Below are 22,990 nucleotides of genomic sequence, written 5' to 3'. Positions count from 1 at the left end.
CTCAGTGCAGGCTGCGGACGTCCAGGAACCGCAGCACCCTGTCGACCACCTCGGGGTCGGCTCCCGGCTCGCTGCGGGCGGAGAGCACCTCGTGGCGGGCGGCCGACATCATCTCCCGCTGGACACGGCTCACCTCCCTGAGCCTCTTCGTCCGTTGCGCGTACGCCGCCCGGCGCTCGTCGTCGACCAGATCGGGACTGATCCGCGCGCCGATGTCGAACGCCACGCGCTGCAGGCGCTCGATGACGTCCTCCGGGAAGTCCTCGACGTCCTGGATCTCCTTGAGGCGGTGCTTCGCGGCCTTGGCGGCGCGGACCGCCAGTCGCCGTTCCATGGCCTGTACGGCGTCGGTGTCCGCGCGGACGCCGAGCCTCCGTACCAGCCAGGGCAGGGTGAGTCCCTGGAAGACGAGGGTGGCCACGATGACGGCGAACGCGATGAAGATCATCTCGTCCCGGCCGGGGAACGGCTTCCCGTCGTCGGTCTTCAGCGGGATCGCGAGGGCCAGCGCGACGGACGCCACTCCCCGCATTCCGGACCACCACATGACGACGGTCTCGCGCCAGCCGGCCGGGATCTCCTCGCTGGATTCGCGCCGGCGGTGCAGCCGCGCGGCCAGCCAGGACGCGGGCAGCAGCCACAGGAGCCGGACGCCCACGACAACGGCGACGATCGTCAGCCCCCACGCGAGCATCTGCCCTCCGCGGTCCTCCACCGAGCCGAAGACGCTGCGCACTTCGAGACCGATGAGGCCGAACGCGACACCGGTGACCAGGGTGTCGACGATCTCCCAGAACGAACGGCCCGCCAGTCGCCCCAGGACGTCGTCGGCGTCCGCCGTGCGCTCGGCGAGGAAGAGCGCGGTCGTCAGGACGGCGAGCACACCCGACCCTTCGAGCTCCTCCGCCAGTACGTAACTCACGAACGGCACCAGCAGCGAGAGGCTGATCTGGAGGGTGGCATCCCCCAGCACGCCCATCAGCTTGATGGTGAGCCAGCCGAGCGCCACCCCGACGGCCACGGCGACCACGGCGGAGAGGACCAGCAGCCCGAAGGCTTCCGGCAGGGAGAACGTGCCGCTCAGCGCCGCCGCGATCGCCACGTGGTAGAGCACGATCGCGGTCACGTCGTTGAAGAGGCCCTCGCCCTCAAGGATCGAGACGAGTCGGCGTGGCAGCCCGACCGATCCGGCGACGGCCGTCGCGGCGACCGGGTCGGGCGGGGCGACGAGCGCGCCGAGCGCCACGGCCGCGGCGAGGGGCAGGCCGGGTACGACCGCGTCGGCGACGGCGGCGACAGCGGCCGTCGTCACGAAGACGAGCGCCACCGCCAGCAGGAAGATCGGCCGCTTGTTGGCGGCGAACTGCCGCCAGGAGGTCCGCTGGACCGAGGCGTAGATCAGGGGCGGCAGCAGCGCGGGAAGAATGATCTCCGGCGGAATGTGGAGGTCCGGTACGAAGCTGACGAAGGCCAGTCCGATCCCCGCCAGCGTCATCAGCACCGGTGCGGGAAGCCCCAGCCGCTCCCCCAGAGGCACGGTGACCACGGCTCCGAGAAGAAGCAGGAGCAGAAGGGCCATCTGGTCCACGGGGTCCCCTCCGGAGCGTCGCGTCCTCAAGAGCCGGACGGGCCCGGCAGGCGCGCGCATCCGGCGATCGAGGACAGACAGTAACCGAACCGAAGGGGTCAGAGAGCGCGGCGCATCGACCGGTGGGCGATCCCCGCGTCGGGGAATTCGGGGCCGTACGCCACATACCCGAGCCGCTCGTAGAAACCGAGCGCATGGGTCTGGGCGTGCAGGTCGACGGCGGCGAGGCCGAGCGCGCGCGCCTCGTCCTCGATGGCGCGCACCAGGGCCGCGCCTACGCCGAGACCGCGGGCGGCCCGGGTCACCGCGAGCCGGCCCAGCGCGCCGACGGTGAGGTCGCCGCCGGTCCTGTCGCCCGCCGCCGCTCCGTGCAGCAGCCGGCCCGTACCGAGTGCGGAGCCGTCGGCGGCTACCGCGAGCACATGGACGGCGGTGGCGTCGAGGGAGTCGTACTCGATCTCCTCGGGCACCTGCTGCTCGCCCACGAAGACGTCCTTACGGACCCGGAAGCAGGCCGCGAGATCGGCCTCGTCGAGGGCCCTGCGGGTGCTGTACGGGGCGGGCGAGCCGGTCATTCGCTCTCTGCCGCGATCTTGTCGAGGGCCTGCTGGAGGTCGTCCGGGTAGGTGCTGGCGAACTCGACCCAGCTGCCGTCGGAGGGGTGCTCGAAGCCGAGGCGCACGGCGTGCAGCCACTGCCGGGTCAGGCCGAGGCGCTTGGCCATCGTGGGGTCGGCGCCGTAGGTGAGGTCCCCCACACAGGGGTGGCGGTGGGCGGACATGTGCACCCGGATCTGGTGGGTGCGGCCCGTCTCCAGCTTGATGTCGAGGAGGCTCGCGGCGCGGTACGCCTCGATGAGGTCGTAGTGCGTGACGGAGGGCTTCCCCTCGGCCGTGACCGCCCACTTGTAGTCGTGGTTGGGGTGGCGGCCGATGGGGGCGTCGATCGTCCCGCTCATCGGGTCCGGGTGGCCCTGGACGAGCGCGTGGTACTTCTTGTCCACGACGCGGTCGCGGAACTGCGCCTTGAGCAGCGTGTAGGCCCGCTCGGACTTGGCGACGACCATCAGCCCGGACGTCCCGACGTCCAGCCGGTGCACGATGCCCTGGCGCTCGGCGGCGCCCGACGTCGAGATCCGGTACCCGGCGGCGGCGAGACCGCCGATCACCGTGGTGCCGGTCCAGCCGGGGCTCGGGTGGGCGGCCACGCCGACCGGCTTCATGATGACGACGATGTCGTCGTCGTCGTGGACGATCTCCATGCCCTCGACGGGCTCGGCGACGACCTGGACCGGAGCGGCTGCCTGCGGCATCTCCACTTCCAGCCAGGCACCGCCGTGCACCCGCTCCGACTTCCCGGCCACCGAGCCGTCCACCTGGACCTTCCCGGCGGCTGCCAGCTCTGCGGCCTTCGTGCGGGAGAAACCGAACATCCGGGAAATGGCGGCGTCGACACGCTCGCCTTCCAGGCCATCGGGTACGGGCAGGGTGCGGACCTCGGGATGCGTACTCACCTGTCGAGTATGCCTTGCGCCCGCTAGTCCTTGTGCACGGTGCCGTCGGGGTCCAGGCCCTTGAAGGAAAGGATCACGATCAGGATGCCGCCGCAGACGATCGCGGAGTCTGCGAGGTTGAAGACGGCGAAGTGCGCGGGGGCGATGAAGTCGACGACCGCGCCCTCGAAGACTCCCGGCGCGCGGAAGATCCGGTCGGTGAGGTTGCCGAGCGCACCGCCGAGCAGCAGCCCGAGCGCGATGGCCCACGGCAGGCTGTAGAGCTTGCGGGCCAGCCGCGCGATCACGACGATCACGGCCGCCGCGATGAAGGTGAAGATGATCGTGAACGCCTCGCCGAAACCGAACGCGGCGCCCGCGTTCCGGATGGCGTCGAACTTCAGCCAGTCACCGAAGATCTCGATGGGCTCCTGGTGCTCCAGCTTCGCGACCACGATCATCTTGCTGATCAGGTCCAGCAGGTAGGCGACGACGGCCACGCCGAACAGCGCGAGGATCTTCCGCCTGCCCTTGCCGCCCCCCTCGCCCTCGACGGCCGCGCCCTCGCCCTCCGACGCCGTGGCCGGGGCTGCCGTACCCTCCGCGGGCCGCTGGGCCTCTGCCCCGTCAGCCCCCTCGGCATCAGGGATGTCCGGCGTATCGATGATGCGCTCCGCCTCTGCCACGTGAGTCCCTCAACTAGGTGCCTGACTGAGGACGAGGGTACGACACACCCCGGTCGTTCAGCCGCGCCGCTCCTGCTTCTGCTTGTCCTCCACGCACAGTGTGGCCCGGGGGAACGCCTGCATCCGCGCCTTGCCGATCGGCTTCCCGCAGACCTCGCACAGTCCGTACGTCCCCGCGTCGAGCCGGGCGAGGGCGCGCTCGGTCTGTTCCAGCATCTCCTGGGCGTTGGCGGCGAGGGAGAGCTCGTGCTCGCGGGTGATGTTCTTGGTGCCCGTGTCGGCGTCGTCGTCACCCGCCCCGTCGCCGGAGTCCCGCATCAGCCCGGCGAGCGCGGCGCCCGACGCCTCCAGTTCGCTGCGCAGCCGCATGACCTCGCTGGACAGCTCGGTGCGTGCCTCGGTGACCTCCTCCTGCGTCCAGGGGTCCTCACCGGGACGTACGGCCAGCTCCCCGGGCGCCGTCGCGGCGGCGACACGGGCCTGGGGCACCGCTGTCGCGCCCTTCCCGGCAGCTGCCGTGGTCCGGCTCGCGCTCTTCTTGGCTACCACCGTGTGGGCTCCCGTCTGCTCGGCGGCCTCGGCCGCCTCCGTGGCCGCCGCCTTCTTGGCGGGTGGCTTCCCGGCAGCGGTCTTCTTCACCGCGGCCTTCCTCACCGCTTTCGCGGCCTTCTTCACTGCCTTCTTCGCCGTCTTCTTCACGGCCTTCGCGGCCGGCTTCCCGTCCGGTTCCGGCCCTGTCTCCTCGGTCGTCTCCGCGGCTGCCGCCACCGTGGATCTCGCGGACGCCGTTCTCGATACGGCGGTCTTCTTCGCCACCATGGCCGCGGCCCCTTCACATATTGTGATCTTGCTCGCGAATCGTGCTGGGACGATAAATCGACCCCAGCCCCGCGGCAACGGGGCACGCCGCCCGTTCGCCCCTCCCCATACCCGGGTCACGGCGCGCTTGCCTCCGTTGTTCCCAGCTCCCCGCCCGGTAATCCGCTCTCCGAGGGCCGCCGGGACTCCGTCCGGCCCCATCTGGCCATTCGGGTCACGCCCCGACCCACGGTTAAACCGGTCGGCCGTCGGCCGTACGGGCCCGTACACTGGCCCCAGCGAGAGGCGTGGATGGGACGAGTAGCGTCGTACGCAGCCAGGAGCGACCCGGGGACGGTGGAAGCCCGGGGGCGAGCGCGTCGTGAAGATCACCCCGGAGCCGCCGGAAGAAAGCTTTGGACAGTGGGCTCCGCCCACGGGCGCAAGGCGAGTAGACCCGGCATCGCGACCCCAATGAGGGGGCCACGGGCGACGCCACGCCCGGGGCCAAGGAGGGTGGTACCGCGGGAACCGCACGGTTCTCGTCCCTCCGACGGAAGTGGAAAACGTCCGCCGGAGGAAGCCCGCCCATGACATCGCCGCAGTACCGCCAGGTACCCGCCCAGGTCGACCTGCCCGCGCTGGAGCACGCAGTGCTCGACTTCTGGCGCGACAGCAAGGTCTTCGCCAAGAGCCTCGAACAGTCCGAGGGCCGTCCCGAGTGGGTCTTCTACGAGGGCCCCCCGACCGCCAACGGCATGCCGGGCGCACACCACATCGAGGCCCGCGTCTTCAAGGACGTCTTCCCGCGCTTCCGCACCATGCAGGGCTACCACGTCGGCCGGAAGGCCGGCTGGGACTGCCACGGCCTGCCGGTCGAGCTCGCGGTCGAGAAGGAGCTGGGCTTCAACGGCAAGAAGGACATCGAGGCGTACGGCATCGCCGAGTTCAACGCCAAGTGCCGTGAGTCCGTGACCCGCCACACCGACGCCTTCGCCGAGCTCACGACCCGCATGGGCTACTGGGTCGACCTCGACGACGCGTACCGCACGATGGACCCGCAGTACGTCGACTCCGTGTGGTGGTCGCTCAAGGAGATCTTCAACAAGGACCTCCTGGTCCAGGACCACCGGGTGGCCCCCTGGTGCCCCCGCTGCGGCACCGGACTCTCCGACCACGAGCTGGCCCAGGGCTACGAGACGGTCGTCGACCCCTCCGTCTTCGTCCGCTTCCCGCTGACGAGCGGCCCGCTGGCCGGCGAAGCCTCCCTCCTCGTCTGGACGACCACCCCCTGGACGCTGGTCTCCAACACCGCCGTCGCCGCGCACCCCGACGTCCGTTACGTCGTCGCGACGAACGGCGAGGAGAAGCTCGTCGTCGCGGAGCCGCTGCTGGAGAAGGCGCTCGGCGAGGGCTGGGAGACCACCGGCCAGACCTTCACGGGCCGCGAGATGGAGCGCTGGACGTACGAGCGCCCGTTCGCGCTCGTCGACTTCCCCGCCCCCGCGCACTACGTCGTCAACGCCGAGTACGTCACGACCGAGGACGGTACGGGTCTGGTCCACCAGTCCCCCGCCTTCGGCGCCGACGACCTCGTCGTCTGCCGCTCCTACGGCCTGCCGGTCGTCAACCCGGTCCGCCCCGACGGCACCTTCGAGGAGGACCTGCCGCTGGTCGGCGGCGTCTTCTTCAAGAAGGCCGACGAGGCGCTCACCGCCGATCTGGACGCCCGCGGCAAGCTCTTCCGCCATGTCCCGTACGAGCACAGCTATCCGCACTGCTGGCGCTGCCACACCGCGCTGCTGTACTACGCGCAGCCGTCCTGGTACATCCGCACGACGGCCATCAAGGACCGGCTGCTCCAGGAGAACGAGAAGACCAACTGGTTCCCGGACTCGGTCAAGAACGGCCGTTTCGGTGACTGGCTGAACAACAACGTCGACTGGGCGCTGTCCCGCAACCGCTACTGGGGCACCCCGCTGCCCATCTGGCGCTGCGAGGACGACCACCTCACCTGCGTCGGCTCGCGCGCGGAACTCACCGAGCTCACCGGCGCCGACCAGTCCGCTCTGGACCCGCACCGCCCGTTCATCGACGAGATCACGTTCACCTGCACCCACGAGAACTGCCAGCTGGAGGCCTACCGCGTCCCGGAGGTCATCGACGCCTGGTACGACTCGGGTTCGATGCCGTTCGCGCAGTGGGGCTACCCGTACCAGAACAAGGAGCTCTTCGAGAGCCGCTACCCGGCGCAGTTCATCTCGGAGGCCATCGACCAGACACGCGGCTGGTTCTACACGCTGATGGCGGTCGGCACGCTCGTCTTCGACAAGTCCTCGTACGAGAACGTGGTCTGCCTGGGCCACATCCTCGCCGAGGACGGCCGCAAGATGTCCAAGCACCTGGGGAACATCCTCCAGCCGATCCCGCTCATGGACCAGCACGGCGCGGACGCCGTGCGGTGGTTCATGGCGGCGGGCGGCTCGCCGTGGGCGGCTCGACGGGTCGGCCACGGCACGATCCAGGAGGTCGTCCGCAAGACGCTCCTCACCTACTGGAACACGGTCGCCTTCCAGGCCCTGTACGCCCGCACGTCCGACTGGGCCCCGTCCGGGGCCGACCCGGCCCCGGCGGACCGCACGGTCCTGGACCGCTGGCTGCTCAGCGAACTCCACGCCCTCGTCGACCAGATGACGCAGGCCCTGGAGAGCTACGACACCCAGCGCGCCGGCAAGCTGCTCTCCGCGTTCGTGGACGACCTGTCCAACTGGTACGTGCGCCGCTCCCGCCGCCGCTTCTGGCAGGGCGACAAGGCCGCGCTGCGCACCCTGCACGAGGTCATCGAGACGGTGACGCGGCTGATGGCCCCGCTGACCCCGTTCATCACCGAGCGGGTCTGGCAGGACCTGGTCGTCCCGGTCACCCCGGACGCGCCCGAGTCGGTCCACCTGTCCTCGTGGCCGAAGGCCGATCTCTCCTCCATCGACCCGGAGCTGTCCACGCAGATGGCGCTGGTGCGCCGCCTGGTCGAGCTCGGCCGCGCGACGCGAGCCGAGTCGGGCGTCAAGACCCGGCAGCCGCTGTCCAGGGCGCTGGTCGCGGCCTCGGGCTTCGAGGCCCTCTCCCCCGAACTGCGGGCCCAGATCACGGAGGAGCTGAACGTCTCCTCCCTGGCCTCGCTCTCGGAGGTCGGCGGCTCGCTGGTCGACACGACGGCGAAGGCGAACTTCCGCGCGCTGGGCAAGCGGTTCGGCAAGGGCGTCCAGGCGGTGGCGAAGGCCGTCGCGGACACGGACGCCGCCGCGCTCTCGCTGGCTCTGCGCGAGGGCACCGCGTCGGTCGAGGTGGACGGCGAGACGGTCATCCTCTCCCCCGACGAGGTCATCATCACGGAGACCCCGCGAGAGGGCTGGTCCGTGGCCTCCGACTCGGGCGCGACGGTCGCCCTCGACCTGGAGATCACTCCCGAACTCCGCCGCGCGGGCCTGGCCCGTGACGCGATCCGCCTGATCCAGGAGGCCCGCAAGAACAGCGGCCTGGACGTGGCCGACCGGATCTCGGTCCGCTGGACGTCCACGTCCCCGGCCACGGTCGAGGCCCTGACCGAGCACACGCCGCTGATCGCTGACGAGGTGCTGGCCCTGGACTACGCGGAGGGCGAGGCCGACGACACGTACGGCACCCCGTTCGAGGACGAGGGCCTGTCCCTCACGTTCCGCCTGCGCAAGCAGCAGTAACCCACACCACCCAGAGGCCCGGCCGGACACACTCCGGCCGGGCCTTCGGTTTGCCCCCTGGCCGGCCATATCCAGCCCCGCCGGCGTTTGAAGGCGCGGGGGCCGGGGCGGAGCGCCAGGTTCGGGAAGGGGCGGGCAGGGAAACAGGCCGCCGCAGGGCGCCCCGCCCACGGCAAAGGGCCGGGCCCCGGGAAATCCCGGGGCCCGGCCCTTCAGCCTGCCGACGGCTACGCGCTCAGCGAGCGCGAACCGCTCAGTTGTCGTCCTCGTCGATCAGGAACCCACGCATCGGCGACGGTGCCTGCTGCATCGGCTGCGGCGCCTGCGGCCGCACCGGCGCCATCGGCTGCGTCATCGCGGGCGACATCTGCTGCTGGCCGCCGTACGAGGGCCCGCCCATGGACGGGTTGCCGCCCATCTGCTGGTTGCCGTGACCACCGTGGTTGCCACCCATGCCGTGACCCATCGCACCCGCACCGGCCGGAGCCAGCGAGGCCGACGGCGGCAGGGAAGCGGTCGCGGGGGTCCGCGGCGGGGCCAGCGAGTCGTCGGCCTGGGTCTCCAGCTGACGCAGCTGGCTCTCCAGGTAGGACTTCAGCCGGGTGCGGTACTCGCGCTCGAAGCCGCGCAGGTCCTCGACCTTGCGCTCAAGCGTCGCGCGGGCCGACTCCAGCGAGCCCATCGCCACGCGGTGCTTCTCCTGCGCGTCCCGCTCCAGGGCGTCCGCCTTGGCTCGCGCGTCGCGCTCCAGACCCTCGGCACGGCTGCGCGCCTCGCCGACGATCTTGTTGGCCTCGGAACGGGCCTCCGCGATCGCCTGGTCGGCGGTCTGCTGCGCGAGCGAGAGGACACGCGCGGCGCTGTCGCCACCGGGACCCTGCTGCTGCATCTGCTGCGGCTGCTGCATCTGCTGCATCTGCTGCATCTGCTGCTGCTGCGGGTTGTGGCCGCCCATGGGACCACCCATGGGGCCGCCCTGCATCGGGCCGGGACCGTGCGGGCCCTGCGGACCGGGGCCGTGGCCACCCTGGGGGCCATGGCCGCTGGGACCGGCGGGCAGCTGAGGAGCGCCACCGGGCAGCTGGGGCGGACCCATCTGCGGGGGCTGCTGCTGCTGCACCGGCGGACCGGATATGGCGGCGGGAACGGGCGCGCCGGGACGATCCTGCGGCTCCGGCTTACGCATGCCCTGCTGCTGCTGGTTCTGCGCGGCAGCACGCGTGGCGGCGGCCAGCTTGGCGCGCAGGTCCTCGTTCTCACGGAGCAAGCGCGTCAGCTCGGATTCGACCTCGTCGAGGAAGGCATCGACCTCGTCCTCGTCATAGCCTTCTCGGAGGCGGACGGTCGTGAACTGCTTGTTCCGCACGTCCTCGGGGGTCAGCGGCATCTCTTCTTCACCTCTACGTAGTCGTCGGCAGTCGGCAAGACCGTATCGCTCACAGCCTGATCACAACGCTGATCAGGATGTAAACGATGATCATCAGAACGAAGAAGGACAGGTCGAGTGCCACGCCCCCGAGACGCAGCGGCGGGATGAACCGCCGCAGAAGCTTGAGCGGTGGATCGGTGACTGTGTAGGTGGTCTCCAGTACGACCACCATCGCCTTGCCCGGCTGCCATGAACGTGCGAACTGGAAGACGTAGTCCATGACCAGCCGGAAGATCAGCACGATGAGGAAACACATCAGCGCGATATAGACCACATCCAGTGCGACGCCCATAACCCGCGCTTCCCTCTCCCCTGGCTCTCGTAGCTCCGGCCTCTCGGCCGGGTCGTTCCCGGTGTCGTGTTCTCAGCTCTGGTTGAAGAATCCGCCCTCTGCGATCCGGGCCTTGTCCTCCGCCGTGACATCGACGTTAGCAGGCGACAACAGGAACACCTTCTGCGTCACGCGTTCAATGCTGCCATGGAGACCGAAGACGAGTCCCGCGGCAAAGTCGACAAGTCGCTTCGCGTCCGTGTCGTCCATCTCCGTGAGATTCATGATCACCGGAGTGCCCTCACGGAAGTGTTCCCCGATGGTACGGGCCTCGTTGTACGTCCGGGGGTGCAGCGTCGTGATGCGGTACGGCTCCCGCTCGGACACAACCTTGGGCATGATCACAGGTGCGTTCTTCTCCATGTTCGGGCGTTCAGGTGTGATGGATGCCACGGGTGCGATTCGGGCGGGTCGTCCGCTTTCCGCGGGGAGCTGAACCGGCTCGCGCTGCGCGGGCGGCTGCACCACTCGTACCGGTTCGTCCCGTTCGCGCTCGCGTTCCCGCTCCACCTGATGCGCGGGCTGATGCCGCCGCCGGTCCCTCTCGGGCTCCGGCTCGGGTTCGAATTCATCGTCGGGGTCGAACCCCGGACCGTCGTACCCATCGTCCTCCACGAGGCCGAGGTAGACCGCCATCTTGCGCATCGCGCCGGCCATGCTCTGAGTCCTCCGCTCTGTGGTGGATCGGCATTCGTCACCAAGTGCCCGCGATCCACTGTGGCCTGACCGCCTTGGGCGGAAATGACCATATTTTCTGCTGTGGTCCGACTTGCTTCGCGACGTTACCCGAGGCCGGGTCGGACTCCGAGTACCGCCGTACCGACGCGTACATGTGTCGCTCCGGCCGCTACCGCATCCTCGAGATCCGAACTCATCCCCGCGGAGACCATGTTCGCAGCCGGATGGTCCGCGCGCAGGCGGGATGAGATTTCCATCAGCCGATCGAACGCCGCCCGTTGCCGGCCCGCGTACGGACCGGCCAGCGGAGCGACGGTCATCAGTCCGTCGAGCCTGAGCCCGGGAGCCCCGCCCACCGCGGCGGCCAACTCCTCGATCCCGTCCGGCGCGACGCCGCCCCGGTCACCGCGCTCGCCGCTTCCGGCGTCGAGCGCGACCTGGATGAGACATCCGAGTTCGCGCTCACCGCGCACGGCCGCCGCCGAGAGAGACGCCACCAGCTTGGTCCGGTCCACCGACTGCACCACATCGGCATAACTCGCCACCGAACGAACCTTGTTCGTCTGCAATTGCCCGACAAAGTGCCATGTGAGCGACAGATCCGCACAAGCGGCTGCTTTCGGGGCCGCGTCCTGGTCACGATTCTCGGCGACATGCCGTACACCGAGTCCGTGCAAGATCCGCACATCGCTCGCGGGGTAGGTCTTGGTGACCACGATGAGGGTCACCTCCTCCCGCTTGCGACCGGCCGTGGCACAGGCGGAAGCGATGCGCGCCTCCACCTGTGCCAGATTTGCTGCGAGTTGAGCTCTACGGTCCGTCATGCCCTATCAGTCCAACCAGACATATCCGGCGAGCCGCCCGGTGGTGCGGTCGCGGCGGTACGAGAAGTGGTCGCCCGATTCCAGGGTGCAGAACGGGGAACGGTGCCGGTCACTCACACCGAGACCGTCGAGCTGGGCGTGGACTCCGGCGGTGACGTCCACGGCCGGGGTCCCCCAGCTCGTCTCGGACCACGAGGCCGGGACGGCCTCGGCGACCTCGGCCCGCATCGGCGCCGGAACCTCGTAACACCGTCCGCAGACGGCCGGTCCGGTGTGCGCGCTGATCCGGGAAGGCTCGGCACCGAGAGCGATCATGGCCTCGACGGCCGCCGGTACGACTCCGGCGACCAGACCCGGGCGGCCCGCGTGTGCCGCGGCCACGACTCCCGCGACCGGGTCCGCGAGCAGAACCGGCGTGCAGTCGGCGGTGAGGACGGCGAGTGCGAGTCCGCGCCTGGCCGTCACCACCGCGTCCACGGCCGGGATGTCCGGGGCGTCGCCCCAGGGTCCGTCGACCACGGCCACGTCACGCCCGTGCACCTGGTTCATCCAGACGACCCGCGCCGGGTCGAGACCGAGGGTGCGGGCCGCGCGCCCGCGGTTGGCGCGCACGGCGGCGGGGTCGTCCCCGACCGCGCCACCGAGATTGAGCTCCTCGTACGGAGCGGCGCTCACCCCGCCCCACCTGTCGGTGAAGGCGAAATGGGCGCCGCTTCCCGCCGATGACACCGCGGGCACCGCGTCGTGCGGACCTATCACTTCAAGAAGTCCGGAACGTCCAGCTCTTCGGCCTGGGTGTCCTGGTAGGGACGGGCCGGCGGGACGTGCGGCGGCGAGACCGGCGGAAGCGGGTTCTCGTTCACCACCGGTACGGACTCGGCCTGCGCCGGGGCCTCCTCGCGCGTGGGCACGGAACCCAGTCCGCCCGACTGACGGGCGGGCTCGGCGGCCCGGACCGGCGTGGCCGGCTCCTCGCGCTTGGTGGAACCGGCGCTCAGGACGTTCTCGCGACGGGCCGGCGGCTGTCCGCCGTCGAACCCGGCGGCGATCACGGTGACCCTGACCTCGTCGCCCAGCGCGTCGTCGATGACGGCGCCGAAGATGATGTTCGCCTCCGGGTGGGCCGCCTCGCTCACCAGCTGCGCCGCTTCGTTGATCTCGAAGAGACCGAGGTCGCTGCCGCCGGAGATGGAGAGCAGGACACCCCGGGCGCCGTCGATGGACGCCTCCAGGAGCGGCGAGGAGATCGCCATCTCCGCGGCGGCCACCGCGCGGTCGTCGCCGCGGGCCGATCCGATACCCATGAGCGCCGATCCGGCCTCGGACATGACCGACTTGACGTCGGCGAAGTCGAGGTTGATCAGACCCGGGGTCGTGATGAGGTCGGTGATGCCCTGCACACCCGAGAGCAGCACCTGGTCGGCCGACTTGAACGCGTCGAGCACGCTGACCTGGCGGTCCGAGATGGACAGCAGTCGGTCGTTGGGAATGACGATGAGGGTGTCGACCTCTTCGCGGAGTTCGGCGATGCCGTCCTCCGCCTGGTTCGCGCGTCGCCGGCCCTCGAACGTGAACGGGCGGGTGACCACGCCGATCGTCAGGGCGCCCAGCGAACGCGCGATGTTGGCGACGACGGGTGCGCCGCCGGTGCCGGTGCCACCGCCTTCTCCTGCGGTGACGAAGACCATGTCGGCCCCCTTGAGGACCTCCTCGATCTCTTCACGGTGGTCCTCTGCCGCCTTGCGACCGACGGCCGGGTTTGCCCCGGCTCCGAGGCCACGGGTGAGTTCACGGCCGACGTCCAGTTTGACGTCGGCGTCGCTCATCAACAGGGCTTGCGCATCAGTGTTGATCGCGATGAACTCGACGCCCTTGAGACCGACCTCGATCATTCGGTTGATGGCATTGACACCACCGCCGCCGACACCGATGACCTTGATGACTGCGAGGTAGTTCTGCGGTGCTGCCACGTCGAAGGCCTCTCGCCTCGAGTTACGTGTCGTCGCGTTGCGGTGATTCCGCCGCGACGACGGATGCCGATTGGGACGGTCCGAACGCCGACCCGAACCCTAACGTTGAAGTTTAGGGTTACCAGTGTGTCTGCTTCTTGGACTCTTCCGAACAGGACACTAAGTCGACAAGTGGCGCACGTTCAACGAACACGCCGAACCTCCCGTTTTTCTTTTCACCCTATGTGATCACCCGTAGCGCTGACCAACCAGGGTGCTGGCCAGGCCAAACGTGCGTCAACTATCCGAAACGGCGGGGGCGATGGGCGCACTCACGTCGAAGTGCCCCGCTTTGGGAGCGGCTTTCATGAGAGCGGTGAGGACCCTCGCCTTCAACGGGCCCTCCTCGCTGCTGCCCCAGTTCACCGTGCGCCCCCTGGAGAGTTCCAGGGAGATCGAGTCGAACGAGGTGACCCGTACGGCCCGGGTGTCCTTGGCGACGCCACCCGGGAGCCCACCCGCGACCCGGACCGCTTCCCGCACCAGCCGGTCACTGCCGAAGCGGCGCAGACTCGCGGACTGATCAGGTGTCAATTCCAGCAGCGGTACGCCCGGGGGCGCTTTGTCCACCGTGGCGAAGCGAACGCCTTTCGCGTCCACTTCGATGAACTTTGCGCCCTTTTTCACCAGCAGAACCGGCTTCCGTTCGGTCACTTTAAGTCCGATGCCGTGCGGCCATGACCGTACGACATCCACCGAATCGATACGAGGCAACTTCTGGCGCAACCTGTTCGCCATCGCGTCGGTGTCAACGGAAATCAGCGGAGCCCCGATCGGGACCGCGGCGACGTCCTCTACCTCGGCCTCGGTCAGCACGTCGACACCGGTGATCCGTACCTGCTCGGCCCGTAGCCAGGACGAGCCGTAGAGCACCCAGATTCCGCCCGCGGTGAGCAGGGCCACGACCACCGCGATCAGGATCAGCAGCGTCCGGCGGCCGATCCGGCGCCTCTCGGGGCCGATGTGCGGCGGGCGGGCGGGGGTGTCCGCCCGCTGCCCTGCGCCGCGCTGGGCGGTCGTCGGTCCGGCCACGCTCGCTCCTTAGCCGGGCCCGGGGCGCACGCCCCGGGCCCTGCACCGCCTCACGCCTGACGGCGTGCGGCAATCGCCTCGTACACCATGCCGACGAGCAGGTCGTCGGCGTCGCGCCGTCCGAACTCGGCGGCGGCGCGGGACATCTCGTACAGCCGGTGCGGGTCCGACAGCACCGGGAGGACGTGGCCCTGCACCCACTCGGGGGTGAGCGCCGCGTCGTCCACCAGGAGACCGCCGCCCGCGTTGACCACCGGCTGGGCGTTGAGCCGCTGTTCGCCGTTGCCGATCGGCAACGGGACGTAGGCGGCGGGGAGCCCGACGGCGGAGAGTTCGGCGACGGTCATCGCGCCGGCGCGGCAGAGCATCATGTCGGCCGCGGCGTACGCGAGGTCCATCCGGTCCACGTACGGTACCGGGATGTAGGGCGGCATCCCGGGCATGTTGTCGATACGCGGCAATTCGTTCTTCGGGCCGACCACATGGAGGATCTGGATTCCGGAGCGCTGGAGCAGGGGCGCGACCCGCTGGACCACCTCGTTGAGGTGGCGGGCGCCCTGGGAGCCGCCGGAGACCAGGAGCGTCGGCAGGTTGGGGTCGAGGCCGAAGGCGGCTCGCGCCTCCGGACGGACCCGGGCCCTGTCGAGGGTGGCGATGGTGCGGCGCAGCGGGATGCCGATGTAGCGGGCACCGCGGAGCTTGCTGTCCGGAGTGGAGACGGCGACCCCGTGCGCGTACCGCGAACCGATCTTGTTGGCCAGGCCGGGGCGTGCGTTGGCCTCGTGGACGACGATCGGGACCCCGGCGCGCTTGGCGGCGAGGTAGCCGGGCAGCGCCACGTAGCCGCCGAAGCCGACGACGCAGTCCGCCTTGGTGCGCTCCAGGATCTGTTCGGCGGCCTTGATCGTGCCGCGCAGCCGTCCCGGGACGGTGATCAGTTCGGGGGTGGGCTTACGGGGCAGCGGCACAGCCGGGATCAGCGCCAGTTCGTACCCCCGCTCGGGTACGAGCCTGGTCTCGAGTCCGCGTTCCGTGCCGAGGGCAGTGATGCCCACGGTCGGGTCCTGCCTGCGCAGGGCATCTGCGAGGGCAAGCGCGGGCTCGATGTGGCCGGCGGTCCCCCCACCGGCGAGTACGACATGCACCGAAATTCACCGCTCTCCGGACGGACGCTTCTTGACGCGCCGTCTCATCGTCTTCCATCTCACCCCGGGCCTCCGCATGGCCAGGGCCGCTTTCGCCGCGGGATCCTCTCGCGCGAAGGCGATCATCAGCCCGACAGCGAACATCGTCGGCAGCAGGGCCGACCCCCCGTAAGAGAACAGCGGGAGCGGGACACCGGCGATCGGCAACAGGCCGAGCACCGCACCGATGTTGATCACGGCCTGGGCCGTGATCCAGGTGGTCACGCCTCCCGCGGCGTACCTCACGAAGGGGTCCTCCGTGCGTCCGGCCACGCGGATACCCGCATAGCCTAGAGCCGCGAAGAGGGCGAGTACCGACAGCGTCCCCGCCAGCCCCAGTTCCTCCCCGGTGATGGCGAAGATGAAGTCGGTGTGTGGTTCAGGCAGTTGACCCCATTTTTCCACACTCGCACCCAGCCCGGAACCGAACCATCCACCGGACGCCAGAGCGTAGATTCCGTGTACGGCCTGCCAGCACGAGCCGCCGGGGCCCGGCTCGCTGGCACCCATGCAGTCGAGGCGGGCCATCCGGTTCGGGCTGGTCTTGATGAGCAGCAGACCGATGGCGGCCGCGACGGCGAGAACCCCGACGAACAGCCTGGTGGGTGCGCCCGCCAGCCAGAGCAGGCCGAACAGGATCGCGGTGAGGATCATCGCGGTTCCCATGTCGCCGCCGAGCATGATCAGCCCGAGCAGCATGAACGCGACCGGGACGAGCGGCACGAGCATGTGCTTCCACTGGGTCAGCAGCCGCTTGTCCTGTTTGCGGGCCAGCAGGTCGGCGCCCCACAGGATCAGGGCGAGCTTGCCGAACTCACTGGGCTGGAGCTGGAAGGGGCCGCCCAGGTAGATCCAGTTCTGGTTGCCGCCCGCCGACATCCCTATCCCCGGCACCTGGACGAGCACCATCAGGAAGACCGTGATCATGAGCAGGGGGTAGGCGAGTGCCCGGTGGAGTTTCACGGGCATCTTCGAGGCGATCAGCATCAGTCCGGCCCCGATGGCGGCGGCGAGGAACTGCTTGCGGAAGAAGTAGGTGGCGGGCTTGTCGAAGTCCAGCGCCTTGATCATCGAGGCGGAGTAGACCATCACCAGGCCGAGCACGGTGATGAGCAGGCTGGAGCCGAGGATGAGGTAGTAGGCGGTCAGAGGGCGGTCCCAGGCCCGGCGTGCCTGCTCGTAGAGCCGCCGCACACCGCCCGCGCGGGGCGGACGGGGGCTGCCGGCGGCCCGGCCGCCCCGGGGCGCCGCCGGCCGCCGGGAGCCGGTGACCAGCCGCCCCCGCAGGGCGAGGCCCGCGGGGAGCGGGGGGCCTGCGGGGGCGGAGAGGGCCAGGAGGCCCGGGGTGAGTGCCCGGCGGGCCGGTGCGGTCGCTCGTGAGCGGTCCCGGCTGCGCGCGGAACTCTCTTCGGCCGGCATTGTCGCTGTCCCCTCCACTGCTCGTGCCCGGGGCTGTCGCCGGGGCCGGGGCGGCGGCCCGGTCACCGGTGTCCCGGTTCCCCGGACAGTACGGCGCGGAGGCCGGCCCGTCAGACGCTCTCGGCCGCGAGTGCGCGGACCGCGTCCGCGAACGCCTCGCCCCGCTTGTTGTAGTTGACGAACATGTCCATCGAGGCACAGGCCGGAGCCAGCAGTACGGTGTCGCCCGGCCGGGCGAGCCCCGCCGCTTCCCTGACCGCCTCGGACATCGCCCCAGTGTCGGTCCGGGCCAGGTCGACCACCGGTACCTCGGGCGCGTGTCGCGCCAGGGCTTCGCGGATCAGTTCCCGGTCGGCGCCCATCAGCACGACACCGCGCAGCCGCTTCGCCGCCCCGCTCACCAGGTCGTCGAAGGTGGCGCCCTTGGCGAGGCCGCCTGCGATCCAGACGATCGGGTCGTAGGCCGCGAGGGACGCCTCGGCGGCGTGGGTGTTGGTGGCCTTGGAGTCGTCGATGTACGTCACCGACGCGACGTCCGCGACGTGCTCGATGCGGTGGGGGTCGGGACGGAAGGCCCGCAGGCCGTCGCGTACCGCCGCGGGCTCGACGCCGAAGGCGCGGGCCAGGGCCGCCGCCGCGAGGGCGTTGGCGATGTTGTGCGGGGCCGGCGGGTCGACGTCGCCGACCTCGGCGAGTTCCTGGGCCTGCTTCTGCCGGTTGGCCACGAAGGCCCGGTCGACGAGGATGCCGTCGACCACGCCGAGCTGCGAGGGGCCGGGGGTGGCGAGGGTGAAACCGATGGCGCGGCAGCCCTCTTCGACGTCCGCCTCGCGCACCAGGTCCTCGGTCGCCCGGTCGGCCACGTTGTACACGCAGGCGACGCTGTTGCCCTCGTAGACACGGCCCTTGTCGGCGACGTACGCCTCCATGGAGCCGTGCCAGTCGATGTGGTCCGGGGCCAGGTTGAGGACGGCCGCGGAGTGGGCGCGCACGGAGGGCGCCCAGTGCAGCTGGTAGCTGGAGAGTTCGACGGCCAGGACGTCGTAGGGCTTCTCGTCCAGGACCGCGTCCAGGAGGGAGACGCCGATGTTGCCGACCGCGGCCGTGCGCAGCCCCGCCGCTTCGAGGATCGAGGCCAGCATCCGTACGGTCGTGGTCTTGCCGTTGGTTCCGGTGACCGCGAGCCAGGGGGCGGGTTCCCTGCCGTCGAGCCCCCGCAGCCGCCAGGCGAGTTCGACGTCGCCCCATACGGGGACGTCCGCCTCGGCGGCCGCGAGGAAGAGCGGCTTGTCGGGCTTCCAGCCCGGGGCCGTGACGATCAGCTCCGTGGACGGGGGCAGGGTCGCCCCGTCGCCGAGGCGCACGGTGATACCGAGCGCCTCCAGCTCGGCGGCCTGGGTGCGGGAGCGCTCGTCGTCGCCGTCGTTGACGACGGTGACCAGTGCCCCGAGCCCGTGCAGGACGCGCGCCGCGGGGATACCGCTGACGCCGAGCCCGGCGACCGTGACGTGCTTGCCCTGCCAGTCCACGTTGCTCACTTCTTGGCTGCCCATCCCGCGTAGAAGAGGCCGAGGCCGACGATCACGCACATGCCCTGGATGATCCAGAACCGGACCACCACAAGGACTTCGGACCACCCCTTGAGTTCGAAGTGGTGCTGGAGCGGGGCCATCCGGAAGACGCGCTTGCCGGTCATCTTGAACGAGCCGACCTGGATGACCACGGACATGGTGATCATCACGAAGAGGCCGCCGAGGAGGGCGAGCAGAAACTCCGTACGGGAGCAGATCGCCAGACCCGCGAGGGCTCCGCCGAGGGCGAGCGAACCGGTGTCGCCCATGAAGATCTTGGCGGGCGAGGTGTTCCACCACAGGAAGCCGAAGCAGGCGCCCATCAGTGCGGAGGCGACGACCGCCAGGTCGAGTGGGTCACGCACTTCGAAACAGGCACTGGGGTTGGTCAGGGTGTCCGCGTTGGCGCAGGACTCCTGGAACTGCCACAGCCCGATGAAGGTGTACGCGCCGAAGACCATCACCGACGCGCCGGTGGCCAGGCCGTCCAGACCGTCCGTCAGGTTCACGCCGTTGGACATGGCGAGAATCATGAACAGCGCCCAGACGCAGAAGAGCACCGGCCCGATGGACCAGCCGAAGTCCTCGACGAACGACAGCCGGGTGGAGGCCGGGGTGTTGCCGCGGATGTCGGCGAACTGGAGCGAGAGCACCGCGAAGGCGATGCCGACGATCAGCTGGCCGGCCATCTTCGCCTTGGCCCGCAGACCGAGCGAACGCTGCTTGACGATCTTGATGTAGTCGTCGAGGAAGCCGACCAGGCCCATGCCCGCCATCAGGAAGAGCACCAGGACACCGGAGAAACGCATCTCCTCGCCGGTGATCACCTTGGCCAGGACGTACGCGATGATCGTCGCCAGGATGAAGGCGATACCACCCATGGTGGGCGTGCCCTGCTTGCTGCCGTGGGTGCGCGGGCCATCGTCCCGGATGAACTGCCCGTAGCCCTTGCGGGCCAGGAGTTTGATCAGCAGCGGGGTACCGACCAGGGTCAGGAAGAGCCCGATGGCCCCCGCGAAGAGGATCTGCCTCATCGGACGGCGACCTCGCCCTCGGCCGAGTTCTCCAGCAGTGCCAGAGCGACCTTCTCCAGGCCGACCGACCGGGACGCCTTCACCAGCACGACGTCTCCCGGGCGCAGTTCACTGCGCAACAGGTCGACGGCCGCCTGTGCGTCGGACACGTGCACCGACTCCTCACCCCACGAACCCTCGTTATATGCGCCCAGTTGCAGCCAGGAGGCTTCTCTTCCTCCGACAGCGACGAGCTTGCTGACGTTGAGCCGGACGGCGAGCCGTCCGACAGCGTCGTGCTCGGCGAGCGACGCGTCACCGAGCTCGGCCATCTGACCGAGCACCGCCCACGTGCGTCCCCCTCCGGCCCGTGAGGCTTTGCCCATGGCAGCCAGCGCACGGAGTGCGGCTTTCATGGATTCGGGGTTCGCGTTGTAGGCGTCATTGACGACCGTCACACCGTCCGGACGCTCGGTGACCTCCATGCGCCAGCGGGAGAGGGTGCCCGCCTCGGAGAGCGCCACGGCGATCTCAGTCACGGACATGCCCAACTCATGGGCGACGGCGGCCGCGGCGAGCGCGTTCGACACGTGGTGCTCACCGTACAGGCGCAAGGTCACGTCGCTGCACCCGGTGGGTGTGTGGAGCTCGAAAGCGGGGCGCCCGTCCTCGGTGAGCCGGACGTTCTCTCCCCGTACGTCCGCATCCGCGGCCTCTCCGAAGAGCAGGACCCGGGCTTTTGTGCGGGCGGCCATGGCCCGCACGAGGTGGTCGTCGGCGTTGAGGACGGCGACGCCGCCGTCCGCCGCGGCCGGGAGCGCCTCCACGAGTTCGCCCTTGGCCTCGGCGATCGCCTCGCGGCTGCCGAACTCGCCGATGTGCGCGGAGCCCACGTTGAGGACCAGGCCGATCCTCGGGGGCGTGAGGCCGGTCAGATAGCGGATGTGGCCGATGCCGCGGGCGCCCATTTCGAGGACGAGGTGCCGGGTCTCGTCGGTGGCGCGCAGCGCGGTGAGCGGCAGACCCAGCTCGTTGTTGAAGGAGCCCGGTGTCCAGACGGTGGGGGCCTTGCGCTCCAGGAGCTGGGCGATCAGGTCCTTGGTGGAGGTCTTGCCCGCCGAGCCGGTGAGCGCGACGAGGGTGGCTCCGAGGCGCCCGACGACGGCTCGGGCGAGAGCGCCGAGTGCCGCCTCGACATCGTCGACGACGATCGCCGGAACACCGACGGGACGGGCGGCCAGCACCGCTGCCGCGCCCGCCTCGACGGCGCGCTGCGCGTAGTCGTGGCCGTCGACCCGCTCGCCCGGCAGGGCGACGAACAGGCTGCCTCGCTCCACCTCCCGGGAGTCGATGACCACGGGCCCGTCGACGGTGACTGCCGGATCGGGTATGTCGTGCGACTGCCCGCCGACGATTTCGGCGATCTCGGTGAGGGAAAGGGTGATCACTTGGTCATCCCTGACTGTTGTTCTCGTGGGTGTGGGCGCGGTCCGCGGTGCCCTCGGAGGCGTCCTCGGTGCTCTCGCGGCCCATGGAGCGCGCGATGGCGGCACGCAGGACCTTGCGGTCGTCGAAGGGGCGTACCACTCCGTGGATGTCCTGGCCCTGCTCGTGTCCCTTGCCCGCGACGAGGACGGTGTCGCCCGGTTCGGCGCGGGCGACGGCGGCGGCGATGGCCGCGGCCCGGTCGGCGTCGACGAGGACGTCGCCGCGCTCGTGGACGGGGACCTCGGCGGCGCCCGAGAGCATCGCGGCGAGGATGGCCAGGGGGTCTTCGGAGCGGGGGTTGTCGGAGGTCAGTACGGCGGTGTCGGCGAGGCGGGCCGCCGCGGCGCCCATCGGGACGCGTTTGGTGGTGTCCCGGTCGCCGCCGCAGCCGAGCACGATGTGGACCCTGCCCTCGGTGACCTTGCGCAGGGAGCGCAGGACCGACTCGACCGCGTCCGTCTTGTGGGCGTAGTCGACCACGGCGAGGTACGGCTGTCCGGCGTCCACGCGCTCCAGCCGGCCGGGGACGCCCGGGACGGCCGCGACACCGTCGGCGGCGGTCTGCGGGTCGACGCCGGCGACGGCCAGGGTGACGATCGCGGCCAGGCTGTTGGCGACGTTGAACGGGCCGGGCAGCGGGGCCTTGGCGGTGATCCGCTCGCCCTTGGGGCCCACCACCCGGAAGGTGCTGTCCTGCGGGCCGACCTCGACGTCCTCGGCACGCCAGTCGGCGTCCGGGTGCCCCTCGGCGGAGAAGGAGACGATCGGGACGGTCGCCTCGGCGATGAGCCGCCGGCCGTACTCGTCGTCGAAGTTGACGACCCCCAGCCGGCTGCGGCGCGGGGTGAAGAGCTGCGCCTTGGCCTGGAAGTAGTCCTCCATCCCGGAGTGGAACTCCATGTGCTCCGGGCTGAGGTTGTTGAAGACGGCGACATCGAAGACACAGCCGTCGACCCGGCCGAGGACCAGCGCGTGGCTGGAGACCTCCATGGCGACCGCCTCCGCGCCGCGTTCGCGCATGACGGCGAAGAGCGCCTGGAGGTCGGTGGCCTCGGGGGTGGTCCGCTCGGACTTGATGCGCTCGTCACCGATCCGCATCTCGACGGTGCCGATCAGTCCGGTGTTACGGCCGGCCCCGCGCAGTCCGCCCTCGACGAGGTACGCCGTGGTGGTCTTGCCGGACGTTCCGGTGATCCCGATCTGGAGCAGGGCGGCGCCAGGCCGCCCGTAGATCTCTGCGGCGATTTCGCCCATCCGGCCCCTCGGGTCCTCGGTGACGAGGACCGGGAGTCCGGTGGCGGCGGCGCGCTCGCCGCCCGCCGGGTCGGTGAGGACGGCGACCGCGCCGAGCCCCGCGGCCTGGGCGGCGAAGTCGGCTCCGTGGAACCGGGCCCCCGGCAGGGCGGCGTAGACATCGCCCGGGCGCACGGCCCGCGAGTCATGGGTGATGCCGGTGACCTCGCCGGACCCGGGTGGTTCGACACCGAGCATGGCTGCCAGCTCGCCGAGGGAAGTGGGCCGGAGCCGGTCCGGTCGGGGCGCTCCCGGGTAGCTCACAGGCGCGTCCTTCTGGGTGTTCTGGGACTGATCAGGGTGGGGCACGGCGGTGAGCGTACCGGGCTCACCCGGCCTCTCGCGAAGCGAGGGGCCGGGGTCGCGGTACTTCTCGTTCCGGTTCCCGGGATCAGGGGTGATCGTTGTCACTGAGGGT

General features: G+C 70.2%; 19 protein-coding genes. 1 reads left to right on the top strand and 18 read right to left on the bottom strand.

The annotated features are described in order from the left end of the window. Position 1: 1 nt before the first annotated feature. The 5 genes from AC07FA_RS04315 to AC07FA_RS04295 form a co-directional block, all read right to left on the bottom strand. Positions 2-1,588 (bottom strand): Na+/H+ antiporter, encoded by a 1,587-nt coding sequence (locus AC07FA_RS04315; protein WP_479073143.1) that lies wholly within the window; start codon positions 1,586-1,588, stop codon positions 2-4. A 98-nt stretch (positions 1,589-1,686) separates the two neighbouring features. Next, positions 1,687-2,163, bottom strand: a complete 477-nt coding sequence (locus AC07FA_RS04310) for a GNAT family N-acetyltransferase (RefSeq protein WP_479073142.1) — start codon at positions 2,161-2,163, stop codon at positions 1,687-1,689. After that, positions 2,160-3,101, bottom strand: a complete 942-nt coding sequence (locus tag AC07FA_RS04305) for an RluA family pseudouridine synthase (protein ID WP_479073141.1) — start codon at positions 3,099-3,101, stop codon at positions 2,160-2,162. The genes AC07FA_RS04310 and AC07FA_RS04305 overlap by 4 nt, the downstream gene beginning before the upstream one ends. 23 nt (positions 3,102-3,124) lie before the next feature. Beyond that, the gene (gene lspA / locus AC07FA_RS04300) at positions 3,125-3,766 is read right to left on the bottom strand and encodes a signal peptidase II (protein ID WP_479073140.1); all 642 of its coding nucleotides are present in this window, start codon (positions 3,764-3,766) and stop codon (positions 3,125-3,127) included. Positions 3,767-3,823: 57 nt separating this feature from the next. After that, positions 3,824-4,585, bottom strand: a complete 762-nt coding sequence (locus AC07FA_RS04295) for a TraR/DksA family transcriptional regulator (protein ID WP_479073139.1) — start codon at positions 4,583-4,585, stop codon at positions 3,824-3,826. 569 nt (positions 4,586-5,154) lie between these two features. On the opposite strand from AC07FA_RS04295, the gene ileS reads away from it, so the two are divergent. Next, positions 5,155-8,301 carry an isoleucine--tRNA ligase gene (gene ileS / locus AC07FA_RS04290; RefSeq protein WP_479073138.1) on the top strand — a complete coding sequence of 1,049 codons (3,147 nt, stop codon included), beginning with the start codon at positions 5,155-5,157 and terminating at the stop codon, positions 8,299-8,301. Positions 8,302-8,554: 253 nt separating this feature from the next. Here ileS and AC07FA_RS04285 read toward each other — a convergent pair whose 3' ends face one another. From AC07FA_RS04285 to AC07FA_RS04225, 13 genes are all read right to left on the bottom strand, one after another. Next, positions 8,555-9,688 carry a DivIVA domain-containing protein gene (locus tag AC07FA_RS04285; RefSeq protein ID WP_479073137.1) on the bottom strand — a complete coding sequence of 378 codons (1,134 nt, stop codon included), beginning with the start codon at positions 9,686-9,688 and terminating at the stop codon, positions 8,555-8,557. A gap of 49 nt (positions 9,689-9,737) precedes the next feature. Then, positions 9,738-10,022: a YggT family protein gene (locus tag AC07FA_RS04280; protein WP_479073136.1), complete on the bottom strand. Its 285-nt coding sequence runs from the start codon at positions 10,020-10,022 to the stop codon at positions 9,738-9,740. Between the two features lie 72 nt (positions 10,023-10,094). After that, positions 10,095-10,718 carry a cell division protein SepF gene (locus tag AC07FA_RS04275; protein ID WP_073725275.1) on the bottom strand — a complete coding sequence of 208 codons (624 nt, stop codon included), beginning with the start codon at positions 10,716-10,718 and terminating at the stop codon, positions 10,095-10,097. 125 nt (positions 10,719-10,843) lie between these two features. Continuing rightward, a complete protein-coding gene (locus tag AC07FA_RS04270; protein ID WP_479073135.1) occupies positions 10,844-11,563 on the bottom strand; it encodes a YggS family pyridoxal phosphate-dependent enzyme in 720 nt (239 codons plus the stop codon). A 6-nt stretch (positions 11,564-11,569) separates the two neighbouring features. Next, positions 11,570-12,322 (bottom strand): peptidoglycan editing factor PgeF, encoded by a 753-nt coding sequence (gene pgeF, locus AC07FA_RS04265; RefSeq protein WP_479073134.1) that lies wholly within the window; start codon positions 12,320-12,322, stop codon positions 11,570-11,572. Continuing rightward, positions 12,319-13,533: a cell division protein FtsZ gene (ftsZ, locus tag AC07FA_RS04260; protein WP_479073133.1), complete on the bottom strand. Its 1,215-nt coding sequence runs from the start codon at positions 13,531-13,533 to the stop codon at positions 12,319-12,321. The genes pgeF and ftsZ overlap by 4 nt, the downstream gene beginning before the upstream one ends. A gap of 276 nt (positions 13,534-13,809) precedes the next feature. Next, positions 13,810-14,604: a cell division protein FtsQ/DivIB gene (locus AC07FA_RS04255; RefSeq protein WP_479073132.1), complete on the bottom strand. Its 795-nt coding sequence runs from the start codon at positions 14,602-14,604 to the stop codon at positions 13,810-13,812. A 50-nt stretch (positions 14,605-14,654) separates the two neighbouring features. After that, on the bottom strand, positions 14,655-15,749 hold the full coding sequence (gene murG, locus AC07FA_RS04250) for an undecaprenyldiphospho-muramoylpentapeptide beta-N-acetylglucosaminyltransferase (RefSeq protein ID WP_479073131.1): 1,095 nt from the start codon (positions 15,747-15,749) through the stop codon (positions 14,655-14,657). A gap of 6 nt (positions 15,750-15,755) precedes the next feature. Then, a complete protein-coding gene (gene ftsW / locus AC07FA_RS04245) occupies positions 15,756-17,207 on the bottom strand; it encodes a putative lipid II flippase FtsW (protein ID WP_479073130.1) in 1,452 nt (483 codons plus the stop codon). 110 nt (positions 17,208-17,317) lie between these two features. After that, positions 17,318-18,760, bottom strand: coding sequence for a UDP-N-acetylmuramoyl-L-alanine--D-glutamate ligase (gene murD / locus AC07FA_RS04240; protein WP_479073129.1), 1,443 nt, complete (start codon positions 18,758-18,760; stop codon positions 17,318-17,320). Beyond that, positions 18,742-19,812, bottom strand: a complete 1,071-nt coding sequence (mraY, locus tag AC07FA_RS04235; RefSeq protein ID WP_479073128.1) for a phospho-N-acetylmuramoyl-pentapeptide-transferase — start codon at positions 19,810-19,812, stop codon at positions 18,742-18,744. The genes murD and mraY overlap by 19 nt, the downstream gene beginning before the upstream one ends. Continuing rightward, a complete protein-coding gene (locus AC07FA_RS04230; protein ID WP_479073127.1) occupies positions 19,809-21,239 on the bottom strand; it encodes a UDP-N-acetylmuramoyl-tripeptide--D-alanyl-D-alanine ligase in 1,431 nt (476 codons plus the stop codon). The genes mraY and AC07FA_RS04230 overlap by 4 nt, the downstream gene beginning before the upstream one ends. Before the next feature lie 4 nt (positions 21,240-21,243). Continuing rightward, a complete protein-coding gene (locus tag AC07FA_RS04225) occupies positions 21,244-22,983 on the bottom strand; it encodes a UDP-N-acetylmuramoyl-L-alanyl-D-glutamate--2,6-diaminopimelate ligase (RefSeq protein ID WP_479073126.1) in 1,740 nt (579 codons plus the stop codon). Positions 22,984-22,990: the final 7 nt, after the last annotated feature.

The organism is Streptomyces sp. NPDC045968, from assembly GCF_056430475.1.
The sequence above is the reverse complement of the archived record's forward strand: the minus strand, read 5'-3'. Positions and strand labels throughout refer to the sequence as shown.

Bases quoted from the DNA above. Each gene is read 5' to 3' on its own strand.
- AC07FA_RS04310 (WP_479073142.1), bottom strand. From the start codon at position 2,163: ATGACCGGCTCGCCCGCCCCGTACAGCACCCGCAGGGCCCTCGACGAG.
- AC07FA_RS04295 (WP_479073139.1), bottom strand. From the start codon at position 4,585: ATGGTGGCGAAGAAGACCGCCGTATCGAGAACGGCGTCCGCGAGATCC.
- ileS (WP_479073138.1), top strand. From the start codon at position 5,155: ATGACATCGCCGCAGTACCGCCAGGTACCCGCCCAGGTCGACCTGCCC.
- AC07FA_RS04285 (WP_479073137.1), bottom strand. From the start codon at position 9,688: ATGCCGCTGACCCCCGAGGACGTGCGGAACAAGCAGTTCACGACCGTC.
- AC07FA_RS04280 (WP_479073136.1), bottom strand. From the start codon at position 10,022: ATGGGCGTCGCACTGGATGTGGTCTATATCGCGCTGATGTGTTTCCTC.
- AC07FA_RS04275 (WP_073725275.1), bottom strand. From the start codon at position 10,718: ATGGCCGGCGCGATGCGCAAGATGGCGGTCTACCTCGGCCTCGTGGAG.
- AC07FA_RS04270 (WP_479073135.1), bottom strand. From the start codon at position 11,563: ATGACGGACCGTAGAGCTCAACTCGCAGCAAATCTGGCACAGGTGGAG.
- ftsW (WP_479073130.1), bottom strand. From the start codon at position 17,207: ATGCCGGCCGAAGAGAGTTCCGCGCGCAGCCGGGACCGCTCACGAGCG.
- murD (WP_479073129.1), bottom strand. From the start codon at position 18,760: ATGGGCAGCCAAGAAGTGAGCAACGTGGACTGGCAGGGCAAGCACGTC.
- mraY (WP_479073128.1), bottom strand. From the start codon at position 19,812: ATGAGGCAGATCCTCTTCGCGGGGGCCATCGGGCTCTTCCTGACCCTG.